We start from the raw sequence: 22,396 nt of genomic DNA, 5'->3' as shown, positions 1-22,396 counted from the left end.
AAACTGGGCTTAGTATAACGGTTAGTTGCTGCGATTACAGCCTATACACTATTTATTGCGAAATATTACACACTAAGCAGCGGGCATAAATGCCTTGCGGATCGTTGTAATCTTTTAGACCTTCAACCTCAGTTGTTAATTGCTTAACTAAACCATTGATAGATGCTTGGTTTGAGAGTGCGTTTTGTAGCGTACTTTGTGAGCCAATTAGCGATCTAATCGATGCATTTCCAAAAATATCCTGCATTAATTTCTCTTCCGCCGATAGACTCTGCTTAATGGTTTTAACTTCATAAAAATCAAGCTTAGCCAGTTCAGCTGCCGCTTTGATAGCGTCTTGCTTATTGCCTAATTTGTCAACTAAGCCAAGCTCTTGCGCTTGACTTGCAATCCAAACACGGCCTTGTGCAATAGAGTCAACTTGCTCAGGGGTCATATTTCGTGCTTCACCAACAACCTCTAAGAAGCGTTGATAAGCATCTTCTACACTTAGTTGAATAACCTGTGCCATTTTTTCATTAAGCGGGCGAGCGATCGATAGACCAGCCATTTCAGTTGTGGCAACGCCATCGGAATAAACACCTAATTTAGCCATGGTGTTTTCAAAGGTCATAAAGTTACCAAATACACCAATTGAGCCGGTAATTGTGCTCGGCGCTGCCCAAATTTCGTTGGCAGCAGAGGCAATCCAGTAGCCGCCAGAAGCTGCTACTGAGCTCATTGAAGCAACCACTGGTTTACCAGCTGCTTTAAGAGCAAGCACTTCAGCACGAATAACTTCAGAGGCAAACATACTGCCACCGCCAGAATCAATACGCAGTACAACCGCTTTTACTTTATCATCTAAGCGTGCTTTACGTAGTAAAGCCGCTGTAGAGTCACCACCAATTTCACCGGCTTTACGTTCGCCGTCAGAGATAGTACCGCGTGCAACCACAACGGCGACTTTTTCTGTCATTGGGTTATCAAACTCAATCGGCGGTTTAACCAATGAGAGATATTCTTTAAATGATACTTGGTTGAAGGTTTTGCCCGTTTCTTCAGTGCCTACTAAGGCAATTAATTGTTGACGCATTTGTTGATTGGTTTTTAAAGAATCAACCCATTGATGTTCAAGGGCATATTTACCTGAATCGCCATTAACTGCTTGCATTTTAGCCAGAAAAACGTCCATTGTTTCATCAAAGTTTGCTTCATCAAATGGGCGCACAGCGGCAACGTCTTGTTTGTATTCTTTCCACAATGCACCTAGCCATACATTATTAGCTTCTTTTGCTGCATCTGACATATCGTTACGAATAAACGGTTCAACAGCCGATTTAAATGTACCAACACGGAAAATATGCTGAGTGATACCGAGTTTTTCAAGCGCATCTTTAAAATACAATGGGTACATGCCAAAGCCTTGGATCTCTACACCGCCATAAGGGTGCATCGATATTTCATCAGCGTGCGCAGCAATGTAATATTGTGCTTGTGAGTAATAATAACCAGAGGCAATTACTTTTTTGCCGCTCGCTTTAAACCGCTCTAACGCTTGAGTGATTTGTTTTAATTTATTTAAATGCGCGTTAGGCATTTTTTGTAAATCCAGCAAAATCACACTAATGCGTTTATCTTCAGTGGCTTGATCAATTACTTCGATAATATCATCAAGTAAAATTTCAGCCGGCTCGTCGTTGCCCTGTGTTGCATCATTGATGGCAGCTTCAATTGGATCAACGTAAACTTTTTCTTCTACGATTGGACCATTGAGGTTTAGCCTGAGCACCGATGTGTCAGCAACATTGATTTCATTGTCATCGCTTGCGATTGAAACAATGAAAAGAATAACGAGTAACACAAATAAAAAATTGAGGACTAAACGACGAGAAAAGTTAATTCCTGCCCACAGTCCTTTAAATAGCTTTGCAATCAAAATAAATCCTTAGTCTGGTACAACTTATATCTGTCACCATCTTAGCCCAGAATAAAAATTAATTTAACTGTTAAATCGTAACTAAGTATTTATGAGCGAGGTTTTAACCGTGAGAATGTGAAAATATTAGCTAATTTATCGCTTTTGTTGCTTATTGCTTGCCAATCGAGCAAAATTGGTTAATGTATAGAGGTTAGACCAGTTCATTGGGGCAGAGGATGTTAGAACAACAATTACAATTGAAACACACACAGCTACGTAACCGTTTGGTAATGGGCTCAATGCACACGGGGCTTGAAGAGGGATGGCATAATCGAAAACGCCTGCGTGCTTTTTATGAAGCGCGCGCTAAAGGTGGTACTGCGATGCTCATTACGGGGGGCTACAGTCCTAATTTGCGTGGCAAATTAACCCCAATCTCATCGTCTTTTAATAGCTATTATGATGTGTTTAAGCACCGTGCATACACTGATGTTGTCCATCAACACGGCGGTAAGATTTGCTTACAATTATTACATGCTGGACGTTATGCGTATCATCCATTTAATCAAGCACCAAGTGCAATTAAAGCACCTATTAACCCATATCAACCCAAAGCAATGTCGCTCAGTGCAATAAAAAAAACCATCAAAGACTTTGCTCATTCCGCCTATTTAGCACAAAAGGCTGGCTACGATGGCGTTGAAGTGATGGGCTCAGAAGGTTATTTGATTAATGAGTTTATGGCACCGCATACCAATAAACGCTCAGATGAATACGGTGGAAGTTTAGAAAACCGTATGCGTTTAGCGTTAGAGATAGTCAAAGCTGTACGTGCCAAAGTAAATAAAGAATTTTTAATTATCTTTCGATTATCGGTGATGGATTTAATTCCTAATGGGTCAACACCTGAAGAGGTTACGATCCAGGCCAAAGCATTAGAGCAGGCTGGAGTTGATATTTTAAATACTGGCATAGGCTGGCATGAAGCACGAGTACCTACCATTGCGAGTATGGTGCCAGCAGGTGCATTTAAAGAAGCTTCAAAACGTTTAAAAGAAGTGGTATCGGTTCCTGTCATTGCTGTAAATCGTATTAATACTCCTGAGATTGCCAATGAAATTTTAACTGCAGGGGATGCAGATCTGATTTCGATGGCACGACCACTATTAGCCGATCCAGAATTTTTTAATAAATATCAAGCACAACAAAGTAAACACATTAATATTTGTATCGGCTGTAATCAGGGCTGTTTAGATCATGTATTTAAAGGTAAACGAGCAACATGCTTAGTGAATCCTCAAGCGGGGTTTGAGCTAGATTATCCTCTTGAGCTGACCAACAAGGCTAAAAATGTGTTGGTTGTAGGTGCTGGGCCTGCGGGCTTATCTGCCAGTTGTTACTTAGCGCAAAAAGGCCATACGGTAACGCTGATTGATAAAAATACAGATATGGGCGGCCAATTTAATTTAGCGATGCGAATTCCTGGTAAAGAAGATTTCAATCATACCTTGCGTTATTTTATTAATGAACTTGAACGTCTGAAGGTCACGGTAACACTCAATACTCCTTTTACCGATAAAATGCTTGAGCAATACGATGACGTGGTGTTTGCAACGGGTGTGCGCCCGCGTGAGGCAAACTTTACCTGCGCGGATAATAAACGTGTTTTTTCATACGATGAAGTTATTCGAGGCGAAGTTGAATTAGGGCAATCGATTGCAATTTTAGGTGCCGGCGGCATTGGCTTTGATATGGTTGCTTTTTTAAGTGAACATAAAGACCAAAGTATTGCTGATTTTAAATCGCAGTGGGGAATTGAGTGTCAGCCAAGTCCAGATAAAGATAATCGTCAATTGTTTATGCTAAAACGCAGCGCCGGGCGTTTTGGCAGTGAGCTTGGTAAAACAACGGGCTGGATACATCGTCAAGTTGCAAAGCAACATGGTGTAAAACAGATCGCTGATTGTCAGTATCATCATTTTGATAAGCAAGGTCTAAAAATTACTGTGGCAGGAGAGGAGCAGGTGCTACCTGTTGATACAGTGATCGCTTGTATCGGGCAAGTCTCTAATAACGAATTAATGTCGGGGTTAATCGATAATCCTAAAGTACATGTAATTGGCGGGGCCAAATTAGCATCAGCAATTGATGCAAAACGAGCTATTTATGAAGCGCTTCAGGTCGCGCGTAAAATTTAACTGAAATAAACTTTTAATCGTAGCGGTCTTTGTTTAATACATTACAAAAGACTAGACTGCTACGATGAATACATTGATCACACTATATAAAACTTCCCTCCAAAAAATAGCCATTTTTGATGGTATCCCTGCTTTACTATTTAGACTGATACTGGCGCCAGTTATGATCATCGCAGGTTATAACAAGCTAAATATCAGTGGTAATGGTAATGGGTTTTTTGAATTCTTTTTAGCTTCTCCAGATGTTGTTGCTTGGTTTGGTAACCCAGACTGGGGCTTAGGCTTACCTTTTCCTGATTTACTGGCTTTTTTAGCTGGCTGGAGTGAATTTCTCGGTGGCTGGCTGCTCTTAGTTGGTTTATTAACCCGTCTGGTTAGCATACCGCTGATGTTTACTATGGTCGTTGCCGCAACCTCTGTACATTGGCACAATGGCTGGTTTGCGATTGCGCCGACAGATCCAGATACCAGTGCTGCACAAGTACTTGATTGGTTGGCGATCCCCGGTGCAAAAGAAAGTTTAGATAATTCTCGTGAAGTAAAAGAACGTATTGAGAAAATTCGAGGACTTGTACAAGAACATGGTTTCCCAGATTACCTTTATGAAAAGGGTAAACCGTCGATTTTGAATAATGGCATTGAGTTTTCAGCAATTTATTTTGCGATGTTATTGAGTTTATTTTTTACCGGCGGTGGGCGTTTTGTTAGCCTTGATCACTGGTTACGGAAAAGATTCGAATAATCTAAATCTCTACCTGTCAGTTTGCGACGCCCGTCGCAAACTTTCTAACTTTCAAACTTTCTCAGCAATCCCTATCAATGCTATGCTAGTTTCTTTTTTAATTAGAGAATCGCTATGGACGCTATTGAGCTTTTATTGACTCGTCAGTCAGATCCTCGACTGATTGCACCTGCCCCAAACAACAGTCAACTTGATATTATTAAACAAGCAGCGCTTCGTGTGCCTGATCATGGTTGCCTTGCGCCTTGGCAATTTATTGTTGTTGCAGAAGATGCGCGAGAACGACTCGGCGAAATTTATTATCAAAGTGCAGTTGCAGAACAACAAGATGAAAAAGTCATTAATCGTGCCAAAGAGTTACCGCTGCGTGCACCGATGATAATCATTGCCATTGCCAAATATCAAGCGCACCCAAAAGTACCGCGTATCGAACAAGTACAAAGTGCTGGTTGTGCTGTGTTAGCTATGCAACAAGCAGCTTTTGCGCAGGGACTTGGTGGTGTCTGGCGTACTGGTTACTTTGCGCAAAGTGAGGCGGTAAAAGCGGCGTTAAAGCTTGATAATGAAGATGAGATTGTCGGTTACCTGTATTTAGGCACTCCAGAAGTGGACTGTAAAAAGGCTGTTCGTCATAGCCCAGAACACTTTTTCACACACTTATAGTTGCCAAAACGTAATTAATTGGAACTTTGTCGTGTTATTTCAGTCAGAGTGCATTAAGGCTACCTTTGTTATTATCTTTAGGTAGCTTGGCTGTCTGAAGCGCTTGGATGCAATAACCCTCAATACAATGGTTTGTTATTTTTCTGCAGTTTGTTAATGTATGGAGTGTCTTAATTAGAATAACAACAAGAAGACGAGGATAATGGGAAATTTATTTTTACGTGAAAAAGAAAAATGGTTAACGTGGTCCTTATGGGGCTTTGTTGGTGCGGCTATCACTCTTTACACAGCATTTAGTACACAGACTCCTCATTTAATCGCGATCTCATCAACTGCTATTGTGGTTATCTTAGCGTGGTGGATGCAACACACAAGACGATTTGATTTTGGTAGAGCGTTTAAAGTGTGTTGTTACGTGTTGTTTGTGAGTATTTTACCCGCTTTTGTATTGGTGCTTGTACCAAGTGATGATCTAAACCGCTTTGATTTAATCTTTCAGAGCTTAAGTTTTGTAACTTTTAGCTTATTAGTCTGCTTACTGTGTTCGTGGGTCGCGAAACGTCCAAAACAGTATTATTGATGTATTTTTAAGCGCTTCGAGTAATTGTAACGATTAATTTGAACTTTTTTACTTTTAGGGCTTTACAACAAGGCGGCTAACCCCTATTATCCGCGCCGTACGGAGAGATGGCAGAGTGGTCGAATGCACCGGTCTTGAAAACCGGCAGGGGTTTATAGCCCCTCTAGGGTTCAAATCCCTATCTCTCCACCATATTTAAAAAGCCGCCTTATGGGCGGCTTTTTGCTATCTGGAGTTTAAGATGTCACAGCAAAATCAATTAAACACCACACAACGGGTGCTAAAACACATACTGTTATGGTCGGTGTTTGGCTACTGTTATCACAGTGCTATTAACTTACTCGTTAAAATGGCGATGGATGCACAACCAGAGCATGTATTGCTCACAGCTATGCTTTACTGCCTAGGCTTTAATCTATTAGCTGGGCATTTAATTACTAAATATGATAAATACTGGCCAGAAATTGCGGCAATATTTATTGGTTGTATCGGTTTATTAGTCGTGCCGGTGTTATTAGTTGGTACGCAGGCATTACTGAGTCGTCCATTACTTGCTGGTATTTTAATCAGCTTGCCAATCTTGACTTTTGCTGTGCGATTAATAAAGCGAAAACTCACTAAAAACTAGCTCTAAAGAAGCCCAAAAGGGCTTTTTTTTATGATAGCATAGGCGCGTCTTTTAACTGATACCAGCGTTATTAAGCTTGGTATAAACAAAACGTGAAACATATTATGTCAGATAATTTTACTACAGATGCTGAAAAAGCAAGTTACGGTATTGGCCTACAGATGGGTGAGCAACTTAAAGCTAACCCTTTCGAAGGTTTAAACTTAAATTCAGTATTTGCAGGCATGAAAGATGCGTATGTGGGCGGCGATTTCCAAGTTGAGATCCCTGAGATCCAAGCTGCATTCGAAAAAATCAACACTGAAATCCAAGCACGTCGTGAAGAAGAGGCGAAAGTACTTGCAGCTGAAGGCATTGCATTCTTAGAAGAAAATGCAAAACGTGCTGAAATCACAGTGACTGAGTCTGGTCTTCAATATGAAGTACTAGCAACAGGTGAAGGCAACAAGCCAACTGCTGAGTCAACAGTGCGTGTTGATTATCACGGTACACTTATCAACGGTACTGTATTTGACAGCTCTTATGAGCGTGGTCAACCTGCTGAGTTTCCAGTTGGTGGCGTGATCAAAGGCTGGACTGAAGCATTACAAATGATGCCTGAAGGCACCAAATGGCGTATCTATGTTCCTCATGAGCTTGCTTATGGAGAACGTGGTGCCGGTGCTGCAATTGCACCATTCTCAACACTGGTATTTGACGTTGAGCTACACGAAATTCTTTAATTAGAAATTGAGTAATAAAAAGCCGCGCTAATAACTATTAGCGCGGCTTTTTTATGGTTATTTACTGAGTTCAGAAATAACCACGTAGACCAATTCTAAAGTTACGCCCGGGTAGTGGCGCTTCATCTTTAATAAATGAACTATGTACAAAACCCAGTTCATCCGTAATATTATCAACGTTGATATAAAACTGTGTATCTACCGGACCGACACTTAATTGGTAATTTGCTTGCGCATCAAACAGTGTATAGCTATCAGTTGCGGTTTCATAAGCCGTAATATCACGTTGTTCAAAGTAGTGTGTGCCAGTTAAGCTGAACTGCCAATCACTGATATTATACTGTAATTCTGAACCTAACTTATTTGCCGGAATACGCGGTAAATACCCTTCATCATCAGCAAGTTTTGCAGTGGTTGAGTCACCAAATACTTTTACCATCGCATTTGAATTTAATTGATAATGTGCGTCAAATTCAATGCCGTATAATTTCGCATCTTTACTGACAAATTGATAAACAGCCATACCATCATCGTGGCCAGGCTCTGCAGCTTCAAGGCCGTGCTCTTCATCAAACACTAACCCCGTGTTCTGCTGATAGTAAAAATTGGCAATGTCGTTATAGAAAAAGTTAACCGTATAACCAAAATCGCCACTAAAGCGTCTAAAGCCAAAATCAATATTGGTTGATGTTTCTTGTTTGATATTTTCAGGTTCGAAGTGAATTTCACCGTCTTCTATCGCGTAGCCTAAACCAAGCTCATAGGTGCCAGTTGCAATATGGACACCATTTGATAATAGCTCGGCTGATAACGGTGCGCGTTCAGAGTGTGACACGCTCAGCGCAATACTTTGTCCGGGTGTATATTGCCAAATAGCGCCTGCTGAAGCGCTCAGATTAGTAAAGCTTTTACTGTAAGGCGTTATTTCATTGGCATGTTCATAAGTATGATCATCTTCATGGTCATGGTCATGGTCATGGTCATGGTCATGCGCAGCAGCACCGACATTACTATCAATATTATAATCTTCAATACGCGCACCTAATTCTAATGTCACGTCGCCAAACTGTTTTTCTTCGAGGATAAATAATGCATGAGTAGTCGTTTTGCTAGCGGGTGTGAAGGCTTCTTCACCATCGGCATCATAATCAGAGTCACTAAAATGATAACCAGCCATACCATGCCAATTACCTAACTTATGCTCAATATTTAAACGTGCTTCAGTGGTTTCATTACTAAAGATAGTACCGATCGCGCCATCTTCAATTTCAGCATGGCGATAATCAGTATAACCTAGACGTAAATTAATAGTTTCAATCCAGTTGTTGTGTAATGCATAGCTCATCAAACCTTGCCAGCGATCTTGTTCTACACGCGCATAAACGGCTTCTTCTTCGCCTTCATCATGCTCGTGTTCGTGATCATGGCCATGTTCATGTTCATGGCTATGTGCTGGAATACCGTAGTCGGTTTCAATACGGCCATAAGAAACACCTAGCGTTAAATGCTCACCTACATAGCTGGTACCAAAGTTAACGGTTTGGCTATCAATAAAGGTATTTTTTACCGAGGTGGCTGTTTCATGCTCTTCTTCGTCATGACCCTCATGATCTTCGTGCTCTTCTTCAGGTAAGTTAAAACGCGGAGTTTGGTAGTCATCACCAGTGCGTTTGGTACCGTCAAAATGGAAGTTAAAGTTGTTATGGCCCGTCTCAAGCTTGGCAGCATAGGTGTTGGCATTTGAAACCGTGTCATGGCTGTATTCAACAGCCCCAGTTAACTGCTCGATATTATCAGTTGGAATGCGGTTATCTACTACGTTAACTACGCCACCAATCGCGCCTGAGCCATAAAGTAGCGTAGCTGGGCCACGCAAAACTTCAATCTGTTCTGCAGCTAGGCTGTCATTCGATGTTGCGTGATCTGGGCCAATACGTGACGCATCGCTGCTGTCTAAGCCATTTTGGGTGATTTTAACGCGAGGGCCATCTAGGCCACGGATTATAGGGCTAGATGAAACAGGGCCAAAATAGCTGGCATTAACACCTGGAAGGCCTTTGAGCGTTTCGCCTAACGTGGGTTTTGCTTTATTGCGCAGTTCATCACCACTGAGTACACTCACTGGTGAAATCATCTCTAAGCTATTTTTATGCAGGGCAGAGGCATACACAACGACAGATTCAACTGACGTAGGTACAAGCGTGATATTTAGAGCAGAACTGGTTTCAGTTACTTGAACTCTAGCATCAACAAAATTATTTTTACTAATATGTAATTGGCTATTAGCATCAATATTAATACTAAATCGGCCATTCTCGTCAGTTTTAATTGACTGTGCTTTACCGTGTACGTGCACATCGGCATAGCTGAGTGGTTGCTTGTTATTGTCAAAAACTTGCCCAGTTACCAGCGCAGCATGAGCAGAAAAAGAGCTTAAAGCAGTGATAATTGCAGTTGATATTAATGAATGTCGGATCATGGTTACTACGTTGTTGCTATTATGTTGTGATATAATATAACACCATCATTTGTGCTGATCAATAATGTTATACCATAACTTTTAAAATAAACGTGCTTATATCAGATTGGGCTATACTCAATAGGAGTAACGGCGAGACTGGTGAATATTATGTCTGATAAAACACGTATTTTTAAAGCACGATTTAGCATAGCTGATCTGCGTCATCAGCGTAATCACAAAGAAATTTTTACCACAGCGTTGACTAAAAATGAAACACTGGAGCATTTTGTTTTAAAGCTGTTAGGCTATTGTATTTTATCTTATGACAGCCATGCAGTGCTTAATAAACTTGCTGATAAACTACAGCCAGATGTAGGAATTCAAGCGTTGGATGAACATTATAAAACCTGGTTAAGTGTTGATAAACCTGACCTTGATGAATTAGTTAAGATCGCTAAGCAGGTGGATGAATTATTAATTTTAACAACGGGCAATAGTGAATGGTTAACGCAATCTCAGTCACGGTTAAAGTTATTTGATAATAGCCATATTATTGAGATTGACCAGCAGTTTATTGATGATATTCAGGTGGATTTAACCCGCAGTTTAAATTGGGATGTAACCATAGATGAAAGTAGTTTAATGATCAGTGATAAAATACATTGCTATGAAACAAAGCAGTTTGACTGGCATTAACAAATTACTTCAAATTGAGAGTGATATTGCCATCGGGTTTACAGCAGCACAGCAGTACTTCTCCATCACGTACAAAGGCGAGTGGTTCTTCGTTATAGGTGACTTGCCCTGCTACTAGGGTTGCTCTACAGGCACCACAATATCCTTCTCTACACTGAAAAGGAATTTCATATTGCTGTTGTTCTAGGCAGTCTAAAAGGGAATGACAGCCAGTGTCAAAATCTACACACTGGCTATTATCTGCAAAGTGGATCTTTGCAGTTTTGTTGCTGGTCATTAGAGATCGAAGTCACCGAAATCAGAGGCATTAACTTGAGAGTCAATTTGGCCTACAAGGTATGAGCTGATCTCCGCTTCTTGTGGAGCAACTTGTACATTGTCTGACACTAACCATGAATTGATCCATGGGATAGGGTTACTGCTGGTTTTAAACTGTGTTGGTAAACCAACTGCAGTCATACGAGCATTAGTAATGTACTCAACGTATTGGCATAAAATATCTTTGTTTAAGCCAATCATTGAACCATCTTTAAACAGGTATTCAGCCCATTCTTTTTCTTGTTCAGCAGCATCAACAAACATCTTGATCGCTTCATCACGACACTGGGCTGCTACGATAGCCATTTCAGGATCGTCTTTACCATCCTGCATAATATTCAAAATATGCTGAGTACCAGAAAGATGAAGCGCTTCATCACGGGCGATCAGCTTAATAATTTTAGCGTTACCTTCCATTAATTCTCGCTCTGCAAACGCAAATGAACAGGCAAAACTGACATAAAAACGGATCGCTTCTAAGATATTCACTGACATCATTGCAAGGTATAAAAGCTTTTTAAGTTCAAATAAACTGATATGAACTGTTTCGCCATTAAGTTCATGTTTACCTTCACCGTATAAGTTATACACAGCCACTTTATTAATTAATTCATCGTAATATTTAGTTACGGCATCAGCACGTTCACTGATCTTTTCGTTACTAACGATATCATCAAAAATAAGCTCAGGGGCTTGGGTAACGTTACGAATAATATGTGTATATGAACGGCTATGGATTGTTTCACTAAATGCCCATGTTTCAATCCAGGTCTCAAGTTCTGGGATCGACACAATTGGCAGTAACGCAACATTAGGCGAGCGACCTTGCACACTATCAAGTAAGGTTTGATATTTTAAGTTACTTAAAAATATATGTTTTTCGTGATCAGGTAAGGCCTGAAAATCTAACCGATCTTTACTTACATCGACTTCTTCAGGACGCCAAAAAAACGATAGTTGTTTTTCAATTAGCTTTTCGAAAATAGGGTACTTCTGTTGATCATAACGCGATACGTTAACGGTTTGGCCGAAAAACATCGGTTCTTGTAGTTGGTTATTATGGTTTCGGCTAAAAGTAGTATAAGACATAAGATCACTCAAAAAACGAACAGGGCAAAGCGGGCGTATAGCCCGCTTCCAATTTATATTTATTACCGATTAGATTTTACACGCACCGCCTGCACAATCATCATCTTCCACTTCTGGTGTATCTTCTTGCATATCAGATGCACCATCACGGGTGTTATGGTAGTAAAGGGTTTTAACGCCAAGTTTGTAAGCACCCAGTAAATCTTGTAATAAGACCTTCATTGGTACTTTACCACCTTCAAACTTATTTGGATCGTAGTTAGTATTGGCAGAAATTGTTTGGTCAACAAACTTTTGCATAATACCCACTAATTCTAAATAACCTTTATTTGATGGGATATCCCACAATAATTCATAGTTATTTTTAAGGCGTTCATACTCAGGTACAACTTGTTTTAAAATACCATCTTTACTGGCTTTAACACTGATATGACCACGTGGTGGTTCAATACCATTCGTTGCATTTGAAATTTGCGACGATGTCTCAGATGGCATCAACGCAGATAACGTTGAGTTACGCATACCATGCTCTTTGATATTGGCACGTAATGTATCCCAATCTAAATGCAATGGTTCATCACAAATTTTATCCAAATCACGTTTGTACGTATCGGTTGGCATAATACCTTGCGAATACGTTGTTTCGTTAAATTTAGGACATGCACCACGTTCTTTAGCCAGTTCATTTGAGGCTTTCATTAGGTAATACTGAATTGCTTCAAATGTTTTGTGAGTCAATGCATTGGCACTGCCATCAGAATAACGTTTGCCATTTTTAGCAAGGTAATATGCGTAGTTGATTACGCCTATTCCGAGTGTACGACGGCCCATAGTTGCATTATGTGCTGCTGGCACCGGGTAGTCTTGGAAATCCAGTAAGTTATCAAGTGCACGTACCGCAAGTTCTGCAAGCTCTTCAAGTTCATCCAGTGACTCAATCGCACCTAAGTTAAAGGCCGACAGCGTACACAGTGCAATTTCACCTTCTTCATCATTAACATTGTTAAGTGGTTTAGTTGGCAATGCAATTTCTAAACATAAGTTAGATTGGCGAATTGGTGCCACTTTAGCAATGAATGGGCTGTGTGTATTACAGTGGTCAACATTTTGTAAATAGATGCGGCCAGTGCTAGCACGCTCTTGTGCAAACATTGAAAACAGCTCAATAGCTTTAATACGTTTTTTACGAATTGACTCGTCTTGTTCATATTGTACGTAAAGACGATCAAATTCATCTTGATCTTCAAAAAATGCATCATATAAACCAGGCACATCAGACGGGCTGAATAATGTGATGTAATCATCTTTGATCAAACGTGAGTACATTAGTTTATTAAACTGTACACCGTAATCTAAATGACGAACGCGGTTATCATCAACACCACGGTTGTTTTTAAGCACTAATAAGTTTTCAACTTCTAGATGCCAAAGTGGATAGAACAGGGTTGCTGCGCCACCACGGACACCACCTTGCGAACAACTTTTAACAGCCGTTTGAAAGTGCTTATAAAACGGGATACAACCGGTGTGGTATGCTTCACCATTGCGAATAGGGCTACCTAGTGCGCGAATACGACCAGCATTAATACCAATACCTGCACGTTGCGATACGTATTTTACAATCGCTGATGAGGTTGCATTAATTGAATCTAGGCTGTCACCGCATTCAATCAGTACACATGAACTGAATTGACGCGTAGGGGTACGAACTCCCGCCATAATAGGCGTAGGTAATGAAATTTTGAACAATGACACTGCATCGTAAAAACGCTTTATGTAGTCTAAACGCGTTTCTTTTGGGTAATCAGAGAACAAGCTGGCTGCAACTAAAATATATAAAAACTGTGCGCTTTCATAAATTTCACCCGTAACACGGTTTTGTACTAAATATTTACCTTCAAGCTGTTTAACAGCAGCATAGCTGAAGTTTAAATCACGTCCATGATCAAGGTATTCATCCAGTTGATCAATTTCTTGCTCTGTGTAGTCAGCTAGTAAGTGTGCATCGTAACGCTTATCTTCAACTAACTTAACGATATGATCATACAAGCGCGGTGGCTCAAATTGACCATAGGCTTTTTTACGCAAATGGAATACAGCTAAGCGGGCTGATAAATATTGATAATCAGGCGACTCTTTAGAGATCTGATCAGCGGCCGCTTTGATGATGGTTTCATGGATGTCTTCAGTACGAATACCATCATAAAACTGGATGTGCGATTTCAGCTCAACTTGTGAGACAGACACATTATTTAGACCTTCGGCGGCCCAAGCAATAACGCGATGGATCTTATCTAAATCAAGTGACTCTTTACGGCCGTCACGTTTGCTTACAGATAGCTGTTGGTTCATAGTTTTGCCTGTATTCCTTGGGATATAATATTTTTTAGTGACACATTTTTCTTAAAATAAATTTTTTATTGCAATAAAACTGTATTAGCGCGAATTTAATTGAATAACATTTAGCCACAACATCTGGTGTTCATCAAATTCTAGATCACAAGATAGTGTGGTATGCGATCATTTGCAAGGGGCATAAACGCCCCTAATTGTGGATAACGTTGGGATAACACGCTTGTGTTAGTAGCCATTAACCTTTGACCATCTGATTAAAATGAAATTTATAAAAATCAACTGATGATCGATTAAATTTACGCATTTTAAAAATAAATTTTGGCTGCTTTTTTTATCAACAAACAATGTGCAAAAAGTAACACGATCACAATATGTAGTGGTTAAAATTTAACATGGCACTATATATGGTTAAATGCATCAATAGGTGATTGCCAATTAAAATCGGCTTGCCAACTCAATGCTTCAGCTTCACTAGGGATGTAGCCCCACAACGCAGCAGCGCTGTGCATGTTTGCAGCCTTGGCTGCAATTATGTCACGCTGCGCATCACCGATATACAAACAACGACTCGGATCAACATCTAACAGTTGGGCTGTATGCAGTAAAGGTAAAGGAGATGGTTTAGCGATATCGAGGGTGTCACCACTGACAATTGCCTGTGCATCTTTGAGTTCAGCAATTGCAGCAACTAATGGAATAGTCAAAAACTCAGGTTTATTAGTCATGATCCCCCATTTGATCTGTTGTTGATCAAGCGCGATCAATAATTGTGCAATTCCAGTAAAGCATTGACTATGGGTGGCAATATTATCTGCGTAGGCCGTTAATAGCTGCTGGCGTAAGTCAGCTTGATTTGGGTGATCGTGCCATTGCTGACCAAATCCAGCTGCAAGCAGCGCCATTGCACCGTTAGAAGCTGCAGGACGATATATATCAGCGGTTACTAATGGTTGGTTATGATCAGCGAGTACGTAATTTAGCGCAGCCCCTAAATCATCTGCGGTATCGAGTAATGTACCGTCTAAATCAAAAATAAAGGCGTCGTAATCAATTGCGGGGGTTGCTGTGTTAAAACCAGCCATTACGCTAGTTTCTCAAAATGCAGAATATAATTAACGCTTACATCGGTATTTAAGCTGTACTGCTTTGATAAAGGGTTATAACTCAATCCCGCACTAGCACGTACTTTGAGGCCTGCTTGTTCTGCCCATGCAATGAGTTGTGCTGGTTTGATAAACTTTTTGTGATCATGGGTTCCATCAGGCACCATCTTCAATAATTTTTCTGCCCCGATAATTGCGTACAAATATGCTTTTGGGGTTTTGTTTAATGTAGAGAAAAATACATCAGCACCAGGTTTCGCTAATTCTGCTACTGCATGAATGATAGATGCAGGGTCTGGCACATGCTCTAACATTTCCATACAAGTAATAGTATCAAAGCGGGCAGGGTGTTCGCTGGCATACTGTTCGGCAGGTATTTTTATATAGTCAACGTTTACACCGGTTTCTAAACTGTGCAGTTTCGCAACGGTTAACGGCTCTTGACCCATATCAATACCAGTCACATGTGCGCCCATTCGCGCCATACTTTCACTCAATATACCGCCACCACAGCCGACATCGAGTGTTTCTTTGTCGAATAAGCCTTTGGCCTTGTCGGCAATAAAATCTAATCTTAATGGATTAATTTCATGAAGGGGTTTAAATTCGCCTTCACGATCCCACCAACGCTCAGCGATGGCTTCAAACTTTGCAATTTCTGCACTATCTACATTTTGATGTTCGGTCATAAAAAACTTCCTCGTCAATCTCAGGCCATTATATAGGGGTAAATTAATAAATCGCAAAGATTTAGCGCCTGTAAATCTAAATAAATTGTGGTAGCATGACTTGGTAATAATAACTAAATCCCCGCAAGCGCCCATATGTGGCACTTTCGTGGGTCAATACTGAAGGAATGTGATATCAAATGACTGATTTCGCCAATGAAATTCTGCCAGTCAATATTGAAGACGAGTTAAAAAACTCCTATTTAGATTACGCAATGAGCGTAATAGTAGGACGAGCACTACCAGACGTACGTGATGGTTTAAAACCTGTTCACCGCCGCGTTTTGTTTGCTATGAACGAGCTTAATAATGATTGGAATAAGCCTTACAAAAAATCAGCCCGTGTGGTTGGTGATGTAATTGGTAAATACCATCCCCATGGCGACAGTGCGGTGTATGACACAATCGTACGTATGGCCCAGCCATTCTCTTTACGTTATATGTTAGTTGACGGCCAAGGTAACTTTGGTTCAGTTGATGGTGACTCAGCAGCAGCAATGCGTTATACCGAAGTCCGTATGGCGAAAATGTCTCATGAGCTTTTGGCTGATCTTGAAAAAGAGACTGTTGATTTTGTACCTAACTATGATGGTACAGAGCAAATTCCTGACGTATTACCGACCAAAGTTCCTAACTTATTAGTGAACGGTTCATCGGGTATTGCGGTAGGTATGGCGACGAACATTCCTCCTCATAACTTAACTGAAGTTGTGAATGGCTGTTTAGCACTTATTCAAAACCCTGAATTAACCATTCATGAACTAATGGATTATATTCCGGGCCCAGATTTTCCAACTGCGGCAATTATCAACGGTAAAAAAGGCATTGAACAAGCCTATTTAACTGGCCGTGGCAAAGTGTACATGCGTGCACGTGCGGAAATTGAAGTTGACGAAAAAACCCATCGTGAAACGATCATCGTTCACGAGATCCCTTATCAAGTAAATAAAGCCCGCTTAATTGAAAAGATTGCTGAGCTTGTTAAAGATAAGAAGATTGAAGGCATTAGTGCATTACGTGATGAATCAGATAAAGACGGTATGCGTATCGTTATCGAGATCAAACGTGGTGACGTAGGCGAAGTGATCTTAAACAACCTGTATGCGCAAACTCAGTTACAAACTGTGTTTGGTATGAACATGGTTGCGTTGATCAATAACCAGCCTAAGTGTTTCAACTTAAAAGAAATGCTTGAAGAATTCATCATTCACCGCCGTGAAGTAGTGACTCGTCGTACGGTATTTGACCTACGTAAAGCCCGCGATCGTGCACACATGCTTGAAGGCTTAGCAATTGCACTTGCTAACATTGACCCAATTATCGAGCTTATTCGTAACTCACCAACGCCAGCTGAAGCTAAAGTAGCACTTGCTAGCCGCCCGTGGGAATTAGGTAATGTAAAAGCCATGCTTGAAAAAGCCGGTGAAGCAAATGTTGCCCGTCCAGATTGGTTAGCGGATGACTTAGGCATTCGTGATGGTCAGTATTATATTTCTGAGCAACAAGCCCAAGCAATTCTAGATTTACGCTTACACAAGCTTACTGGTCTTGAACATGAAAAGATTCTAAGCGAATACCAAACGTTATTAGATTTAATTGCCGAGCTTTTATATATTCTTGCTAATCCTGAGCGTTTAATGGAAGTTATCCGCGATGAGTTAGTTGAAATTAAAGAGCAATACGGCGACGAACGTCGTACTGAAATTAATGCAGCGGCTCATGATATTAGTCTTGAAGACTTGATCACAGAAGAAGACGTAGTAGTAACCCTATCTCACGAAGGGTATGTGAAGTATCAGCCATTGTCTGATTACGAAGCACAGCGCCGTGGTGGTAAAGGTAAATCAGCAACCAAGATGAAAGATGAAGATTTCATTGAACGTCTACTAGTTGCTAATACTCACGATACTATTTTATGTTTCTCAACGGCAGGTCGCTTATATTGGCTTAAAGTGTATCAATTACCACTTGCCAGTCGTGCAGCCCGTGGTAAGCCAATTGTAAACTTATTGCCGCTTGAAGCAGACGAACGTATTACGGCTATCTTGCCAGTACGTGAGTATGAAGAAAATAAATACATCTTTATGGCAACTGCATTTGGTACCGTGAAGAAAACACCATTGACTGCGTATAGCCGTCAACGTGCTAGCGGTATTATTGCCGTTAACTTAAACGACGGTGATAGCTTGATTGGTGTCGATATCACTGATGGTAGCAACGAAATCATGTTGTTTACTGATGCTGGTAAAGTTGTTCGCTTTAAAGAAGCCGAAGAATCACCTGTTTTAGATGAAAACGGCAACCCAGTACTTGATGAAAACGGTAACCCGGAAATCAAGTTCAAGGGTGTTCGTCAGATGGGCCGAACTGCAACAGGTGTTCGTGGTATTAAGATGGCTGAAGGCCAACGTGTTGTATCATTAATTGTACCTAAGACGAATGGTGCTATCTTAACCGTGACAGAAAACGGCTACGGTAAGCGTACATTGCTCAGTGACTACCCTGCTAAGAGTCGTGCGACTCAAGGTGTGGTATCAATCAAAGTAAGTGAGCGTAACGGTGCTGTAGTTGGTGCTGTACAAGTTGACGATAACGATGAAATCATGATTATCTCTAATCGAGGTACTCTGGTGCGAACTCGCGTTAATGAAGTTTCTACCGTTGGGCGAAATACCCAAGGTGTTATTTTGATAAGAACTATTGACGAAGAGCAAGTAGTTGGTTTACAACGTATCGAAGAGATCGAAATCGATGAGCTTAACGCTATTATCGAAGGTGAAAGCGTTGAACTAGTCGACACTGTTAATGATGACGCTGGGGATAATCCTCCAGAGGCATAACATTAATCATTAAAGCGGCTTCGGCCGCTTTTTTTTACTATAAAAATCAAAAAAATTAATTGTTAAAATTAGCAATTAAAAACAATTGTTAAATTACTGGAATGAGGAAAGGTAATGAGTATATATAATTTTTGTGCTGGGCCTGCAATGTTACCGCCAGCTGTGATGGAAAAAGCACAAAAAGAATTTCTTGATTGGCAAGATTTAGGTGTATCGGTGATGGAGATCAGTCACCGTAGTAAAGAATTTTTAGCATTAACGGCACAATGTGAAGCAAGCTTACGCCGGTTAATGAATATCAGCGATGAATTTGAAGTGCTGTTTATGCATGGCGGTGGTCGAGGCCAATTTGCTGCAGTGCCACTGAACCTGCACCAAGCAGGTAAAGACGCCGTATATTGTGAAAATGGTGTGTGGTCTAAAGGTGCGGTTGACGAAGCGGTTAAATTTACTACCGTCACTGAGCTTGATGTCCGTAATGACACAAATGAGCAATTTTCTATCAAACCAGTTAGTGAGTGGCAATTTCCAGCCGATCCTTCATACATCCACTATTGTCCAAATGAAACCATTGATGGCATTGAAGTGTTTGATGTACCAAGTCACCCAACAGCGCCGATCGTTGCAGACATGTCATCAACTATTTTATCGCGTGAGTTTGATGTTGATCAGTTTGATTTAATTTACGCTGGTGCACAAAAGAATATTGGTCCATCAGGCCTTGCCATTGTGATTATTCGTAAAACGTTGCTTGAGCGTGAAGGGGTTGCAAAGCCAGGTATATTTGATTACGCACTCGAAGTAAAACAAGGCAGCATGTATAACACGCCACCTACGTTTGCTTGGTATTTAGCGGCAGAAGTATTTGACTGGCTTGAGAAAAATGGTGGTGTTAAAGCCATGGAACAGCAAAATATAGCAAAAGCCGAACTGCTGTACGGCTTTATTGATGAATCACCGTTTTATAGCAATAAGGTTGCTAAGCATTGTCGTTCACGTATGAATGTGCCTTTTTGGCTCAATGATGAAAGCTTAAATGCACAGTTTTTAGCCCAAGCAAAAGAAGCTGGCTTACTTGCACTTGAAGGTCACCGTATTGTTGGCGGTATGCGTGCGAGTATTTACAACGCCATGCCACTTGCCGGTGTACAAGCGTTAGTTGACTTTATGGCGAAATTTGCCAAGGAGCACAGTTAATGGAGCAGTTACGCTTAGAGCCAATTAATCTAGTAAATGGCAGTGTTACCTTACCTGGCTCAAAAAGTTTATCAAATCGTATTTTATTGTTAGCGGCACTTGCGCAAGGCACAACGGTTGTAGAAAACTTATTAGACAGTGATGATATTCGTCATATGCTTGGTGCATTAAAATTATTGGGCGTTGATGTCAGTCTTAATGATGATAAAACTGTAGCCACTGTAAAAGGTGTTGGCGGGCAGTTTTTGACTCCAGCTGAGCCATTGTTTTTAGGTAATGCAGGCACTGCGTATCGCCCACTGACTGCGGTTTTAGCCGCTGTGAAGGGAAACTATGAACTAATTGGCGAGCCACGTATGGAGGAACGTCCAATTGGTCACCTAGTTGATGCATTACAAGCGCTCGGTGGGGATGTTAGTTATTTAAAAAATAAAGACTATCCGCCACTTAAAATTGTTGGTGGGCAAATTAATGGCGGCAACGTTGCAATTGATGGCAGTATTTCGAGCCAATTTCTTACCGCATTATTAATGGCTGCGCCGTTATTTAATGGCGATACGTGCATTACAATTAAGGGTACGCTGGTATCTAAACCGTATATTGATATTACCTTAGATGTAATGGCTCGCTTTGGCATATCGGTAACTCACGATAACTATAAAACCTTTACTGTAAAAGGTGCGCAGCAATACCAAGCTGTTGAGCGTATTATGGTTGAAGGGGATGCATCAAGTGCATCTTACTTTGTCGCTGCGGCGGCAATTGCCGGTGGTGAAATAGAGATCAAAGGCGTAGGCGCAAAATCTGTGCAAGGCGATATTGGCTTTGCAAAAGTGATGGAGCAGGTCGGTGCTAAAATAGATTGGTATGACGAGCGCTTAGTGGTACGTAAAGGCGAATTAAAAGGTGTGGATATCGATGCCAATGCTATTCCTGATGCGGCGATGACCCTTGCGACAGTGGCGTTATTTGCAGATGGTCCAACCGCTATTCGTAATATCTATAACTGGCGCGTAAAAGAAACTGATCGCTTACATGCAATGGCGACGGAGCTGCGTAAAGTGGGCGCTGAGGTAGTTGAAGGTGAAGATTTCATCGAAATAACACCGCCAAAACACTTTAACGATGTGGCGATTGATACCTATGACGACCACCGTATTGCGATGTGTTTTGCCATGGTAGCGGTAGGCGGCAAGCCAATAACTATCAATGATCCTAAGTGTACATACAAGACATTTCCAACATTTTTCAATGTACTAGCATCAGTTAGTCAATAAATGACTAAAGTTGAAATATAAAAAGTTACATACAAAAAGCGGATATATTTAATTAAGTAACGTATAATGTCGCAGTTTTATTTTGGTGTGCATTGCAGGAGGTTTAAATGCAGGCGTTATTAATGCCCGTGATCACCGTTGATGGCCCAAGTGGTTCAGGTAAAGGAACTGTTTGTCGCTTGTTAGCCGATAAATTAGGGTGGGATGTACTGGATAGTGGCGCGATTTATCGCGTATTAGCACTAGCAGCACTTCATCACCAAATTGCACTAGACAACGAAGAGGCATTGGTGCCTTTAGCTGCTAACTTAGATGTGCAGTTTTTAGTTGATAGTCAAACTAACGCTGGAAAGGTTATTCTGGAAGGTGAAGATGTATCAACAACAATTCGAAATGAAGAAGTAGGAGCTGCCGCTTCAAAAGTAGCAGCCTTACCGCGCGTTAGAGAAGCATTATTACGGCGCCAACGTGCATTTCGAACTGAAAATGGGCTAATAGCCGATGGCCGCGATATGGGCACTGTGGTGTTCCAAGATGCTCCATTAAAAATTTATTTAACCGCTAGTGCAGAAGAACGCGCGCGCCGACGTTTTGTTGAGTTGAATGAACGCGGTCTTGATGTTACACTAAGTGGTCTATTAGAAGATATTCAAGCACGTGATGACCGCGATATGAATCGTGCCGTTGCGCCGCTTGTACCAGCTGACGATGCTATTGAACTCGATACTAGCGAGCTTAATGCACAGCAAGTGTTTGATAAGGTTATGACTTTATTAGATGCAGCGATCGTCGAAGGTAAACTTCCAAAACGACGATAAACTATTTATGCGCCAGCAGGATGCCAGTGCTATTTTAACAACCCCATGCAGCATGGTTGCTTATTGGTAATAATATATGAG

The 22,396-nt window shown here is 41.0% G+C and carries 18 protein-coding genes and 1 tRNA gene; 12 read left to right on the top strand and 7 right to left on the bottom strand.

The window, feature by feature from the left end; genetic code table 11:
• Window positions 1-52 precede the first annotated feature (52 nt).
• On the bottom strand, window positions 53-1,918 hold the full coding sequence (gene sppA, locus FW757_RS08375; protein WP_182717442.1) for a signal peptide peptidase SppA: 1,866 nt from the start codon (window positions 1,916-1,918) through the stop codon (window positions 53-55).
• Window positions 1,919-2,136: 218 nt separating this feature from the next.
• On the opposite strand from sppA, the gene FW757_RS08370 reads away from it, so the two are divergent.
• From FW757_RS08370 to FW757_RS08340, 7 genes are all read left to right on the top strand, one after another.
• A complete protein-coding gene (locus FW757_RS08370) occupies window positions 2,137-4,098 on the top strand; it encodes an oxidoreductase (protein ID WP_182717443.1) in 1,962 nt (653 codons plus the stop codon).
• 64 nt (window positions 4,099-4,162) lie between these two features.
• Window positions 4,163-4,840: an HvfX family Cu-binding RiPP maturation protein gene (locus FW757_RS08365; RefSeq protein ID WP_149982495.1), complete on the top strand. Its 678-nt coding sequence runs from the start codon at window positions 4,163-4,165 to the stop codon at window positions 4,838-4,840.
• A 114-nt stretch (window positions 4,841-4,954) separates the two neighbouring features.
• Window positions 4,955-5,503 (top strand): NAD(P)H nitroreductase, encoded by a 549-nt coding sequence (locus FW757_RS08360; protein ID WP_182717444.1) that lies wholly within the window; start codon window positions 4,955-4,957, stop codon window positions 5,501-5,503.
• A gap of 202 nt (window positions 5,504-5,705) precedes the next feature.
• On the top strand, window positions 5,706-6,083 hold the full coding sequence (locus FW757_RS08355) for a hypothetical protein (RefSeq protein ID WP_182717445.1): 378 nt from the start codon (window positions 5,706-5,708) through the stop codon (window positions 6,081-6,083).
• Window positions 6,084-6,184: 101 nt separating this feature from the next.
• A tRNA-Ser gene (locus FW757_RS08350) sits at window positions 6,185-6,275 on the top strand.
• Between the two features lie 49 nt (window positions 6,276-6,324).
• The gene (locus FW757_RS08345) at window positions 6,325-6,711 is read left to right on the top strand and encodes a hypothetical protein (RefSeq protein WP_182717446.1); all 387 of its coding nucleotides are present in this window, start codon (window positions 6,325-6,327) and stop codon (window positions 6,709-6,711) included.
• 104 nt (window positions 6,712-6,815) lie between these two features.
• Complete coding sequence (locus FW757_RS08340; protein ID WP_182717447.1) at window positions 6,816-7,433, top strand: FKBP-type peptidyl-prolyl cis-trans isomerase; 618 nt, start codon at window positions 6,816-6,818, stop codon at window positions 7,431-7,433.
• Window positions 7,434-7,503: 70 nt separating this feature from the next.
• Here FW757_RS08340 and FW757_RS08335 read toward each other — a convergent pair whose 3' ends face one another.
• The gene (locus FW757_RS08335; protein ID WP_446441094.1) at window positions 7,504-9,912 is read right to left on the bottom strand and encodes a TonB-dependent receptor; all 2,409 of its coding nucleotides are present in this window, start codon (window positions 9,910-9,912) and stop codon (window positions 7,504-7,506) included.
• 150 nt (window positions 9,913-10,062) lie between these two features.
• Between FW757_RS08335 and FW757_RS08330 the strand changes: the two genes are divergently transcribed.
• Window positions 10,063-10,590 carry a YaeQ family protein gene (locus FW757_RS08330; RefSeq protein ID WP_182717449.1) on the top strand — a complete coding sequence of 176 codons (528 nt, stop codon included), beginning with the start codon at window positions 10,063-10,065 and terminating at the stop codon, window positions 10,588-10,590.
• Between the two features lie 4 nt (window positions 10,591-10,594).
• On the opposite strand, the gene yfaE is transcribed toward FW757_RS08330, so the two are convergent.
• The 5 genes from yfaE to ubiG form a co-directional block, all read right to left on the bottom strand.
• The gene (yfaE, locus tag FW757_RS08325) at window positions 10,595-10,867 is read right to left on the bottom strand and encodes a class I ribonucleotide reductase maintenance protein YfaE (RefSeq protein ID WP_145233207.1); all 273 of its coding nucleotides are present in this window, start codon (window positions 10,865-10,867) and stop codon (window positions 10,595-10,597) included.
• Entirely contained in the window at window positions 10,867-11,997 is a 1,131-nt protein-coding gene (nrdB, locus tag FW757_RS08320; RefSeq protein WP_145233209.1) for a class Ia ribonucleoside-diphosphate reductase subunit beta, read from the bottom strand. The genes yfaE and nrdB overlap by 1 nt, the downstream gene beginning before the upstream one ends.
• Window positions 11,998-12,066: 69 nt before the next feature.
• Window positions 12,067-14,349, bottom strand: coding sequence for a class 1a ribonucleoside-diphosphate reductase subunit alpha (nrdA, locus tag FW757_RS08315; RefSeq protein ID WP_145233211.1), 2,283 nt, complete (start codon window positions 14,347-14,349; stop codon window positions 12,067-12,069).
• Between the two features lie 401 nt (window positions 14,350-14,750).
• A complete protein-coding gene (locus tag FW757_RS08310) occupies window positions 14,751-15,434 on the bottom strand; it encodes an HAD family hydrolase (protein ID WP_182831034.1) in 684 nt (227 codons plus the stop codon).
• Complete coding sequence (ubiG, locus tag FW757_RS08305; protein ID WP_145233215.1) at window positions 15,434-16,144, bottom strand: bifunctional 2-polyprenyl-6-hydroxyphenol methylase/3-demethylubiquinol 3-O-methyltransferase UbiG; 711 nt, start codon at window positions 16,142-16,144, stop codon at window positions 15,434-15,436. The genes FW757_RS08310 and ubiG overlap by 1 nt, the downstream gene beginning before the upstream one ends.
• Window positions 16,145-16,323: 179 nt before the next feature.
• Between ubiG and gyrA the strand changes: the two genes are divergently transcribed.
• From gyrA to cmk, 4 genes are all read left to right on the top strand, one after another.
• Window positions 16,324-19,023: a DNA topoisomerase (ATP-hydrolyzing) subunit A gene (gene gyrA / locus FW757_RS08300; protein ID WP_145233217.1), complete on the top strand. Its 2,700-nt coding sequence runs from the start codon at window positions 16,324-16,326 to the stop codon at window positions 19,021-19,023.
• A gap of 114 nt (window positions 19,024-19,137) precedes the next feature.
• Window positions 19,138-20,220, top strand: coding sequence for a 3-phosphoserine/phosphohydroxythreonine transaminase (serC, locus tag FW757_RS08295; protein ID WP_182717451.1), 1,083 nt, complete (start codon window positions 19,138-19,140; stop codon window positions 20,218-20,220).
• The gene (gene aroA, locus FW757_RS08290) at window positions 20,220-21,497 is read left to right on the top strand and encodes a 3-phosphoshikimate 1-carboxyvinyltransferase (protein WP_182730600.1); all 1,278 of its coding nucleotides are present in this window, start codon (window positions 20,220-20,222) and stop codon (window positions 21,495-21,497) included. Before serC ends, aroA begins: the two co-directional genes overlap by 1 nt.
• Window positions 21,498-21,604: 107 nt before the next feature.
• Window positions 21,605-22,315 (top strand): (d)CMP kinase, encoded by a 711-nt coding sequence (gene cmk, locus FW757_RS08285; RefSeq protein ID WP_149982486.1) that lies wholly within the window; start codon window positions 21,605-21,607, stop codon window positions 22,313-22,315.
• The last annotated feature ends 81 nt before the right edge of the window (window positions 22,316-22,396 follow it).

This window comes from Pseudoalteromonas sp. 1181_04, from assembly GCF_052850545.1.
The sequence above is the reverse complement of the archived record's forward strand: the minus strand, read 5'-3'. Positions and strand labels throughout refer to the sequence as shown.

Coding starts and splice junctions, on each gene's coding strand:
- FW757_RS08335 (WP_446441094.1), bottom strand. CDS start 9,912: ATGATCCGACATTCATTAATATCAACTGCAATTATCACTGCTTTAAGC.
- FW757_RS08360 (WP_182717444.1), top strand. CDS start 4,955: ATGGACGCTATTGAGCTTTTATTGACTCGTCAGTCAGATCCTCGACTG.
- ubiG (WP_145233215.1), bottom strand. CDS start 16,144: ATGACCGAACATCAAAATGTAGATAGTGCAGAAATTGCAAAGTTTGAA.
- FW757_RS08355 (WP_182717445.1), top strand. CDS start 5,706: ATGGGAAATTTATTTTTACGTGAAAAAGAAAAATGGTTAACGTGGTCC.
- nrdB (WP_145233209.1), bottom strand. CDS start 11,997: ATGTCTTATACTACTTTTAGCCGAAACCATAATAACCAACTACAAGAA.
- nrdA (WP_145233211.1), bottom strand. CDS start 14,349: ATGAACCAACAGCTATCTGTAAGCAAACGTGACGGCCGTAAAGAGTCA.
- FW757_RS08330 (WP_182717449.1), top strand. CDS start 10,063: ATGTCTGATAAAACACGTATTTTTAAAGCACGATTTAGCATAGCTGAT.
- aroA (WP_182730600.1), top strand. CDS start 20,220: ATGGAGCAGTTACGCTTAGAGCCAATTAATCTAGTAAATGGCAGTGTT.
- FW757_RS08340 (WP_182717447.1), top strand. CDS start 6,816: ATGTCAGATAATTTTACTACAGATGCTGAAAAAGCAAGTTACGGTATT.
- FW757_RS08370 (WP_182717443.1), top strand. CDS start 2,137: ATGTTAGAACAACAATTACAATTGAAACACACACAGCTACGTAACCGT.
- FW757_RS08310 (WP_182831034.1), bottom strand. CDS start 15,434: ATGGCTGGTTTTAACACAGCAACCCCCGCAATTGATTACGACGCCTTT.
- serC (WP_182717451.1), top strand. CDS start 19,138: ATGAGTATATATAATTTTTGTGCTGGGCCTGCAATGTTACCGCCAGCT.
- yfaE (WP_145233207.1), bottom strand. CDS start 10,867: ATGACCAGCAACAAAACTGCAAAGATCCACTTTGCAGATAATAGCCAG.
- gyrA (WP_145233217.1), top strand. CDS start 16,324: ATGACTGATTTCGCCAATGAAATTCTGCCAGTCAATATTGAAGACGAG.
- FW757_RS08345 (WP_182717446.1), top strand. CDS start 6,325: ATGTCACAGCAAAATCAATTAAACACCACACAACGGGTGCTAAAACAC.
- FW757_RS08365 (WP_149982495.1), top strand. CDS start 4,163: ATGAATACATTGATCACACTATATAAAACTTCCCTCCAAAAAATAGCC.
- cmk (WP_149982486.1), top strand. CDS start 21,605: ATGCAGGCGTTATTAATGCCCGTGATCACCGTTGATGGCCCAAGTGGT.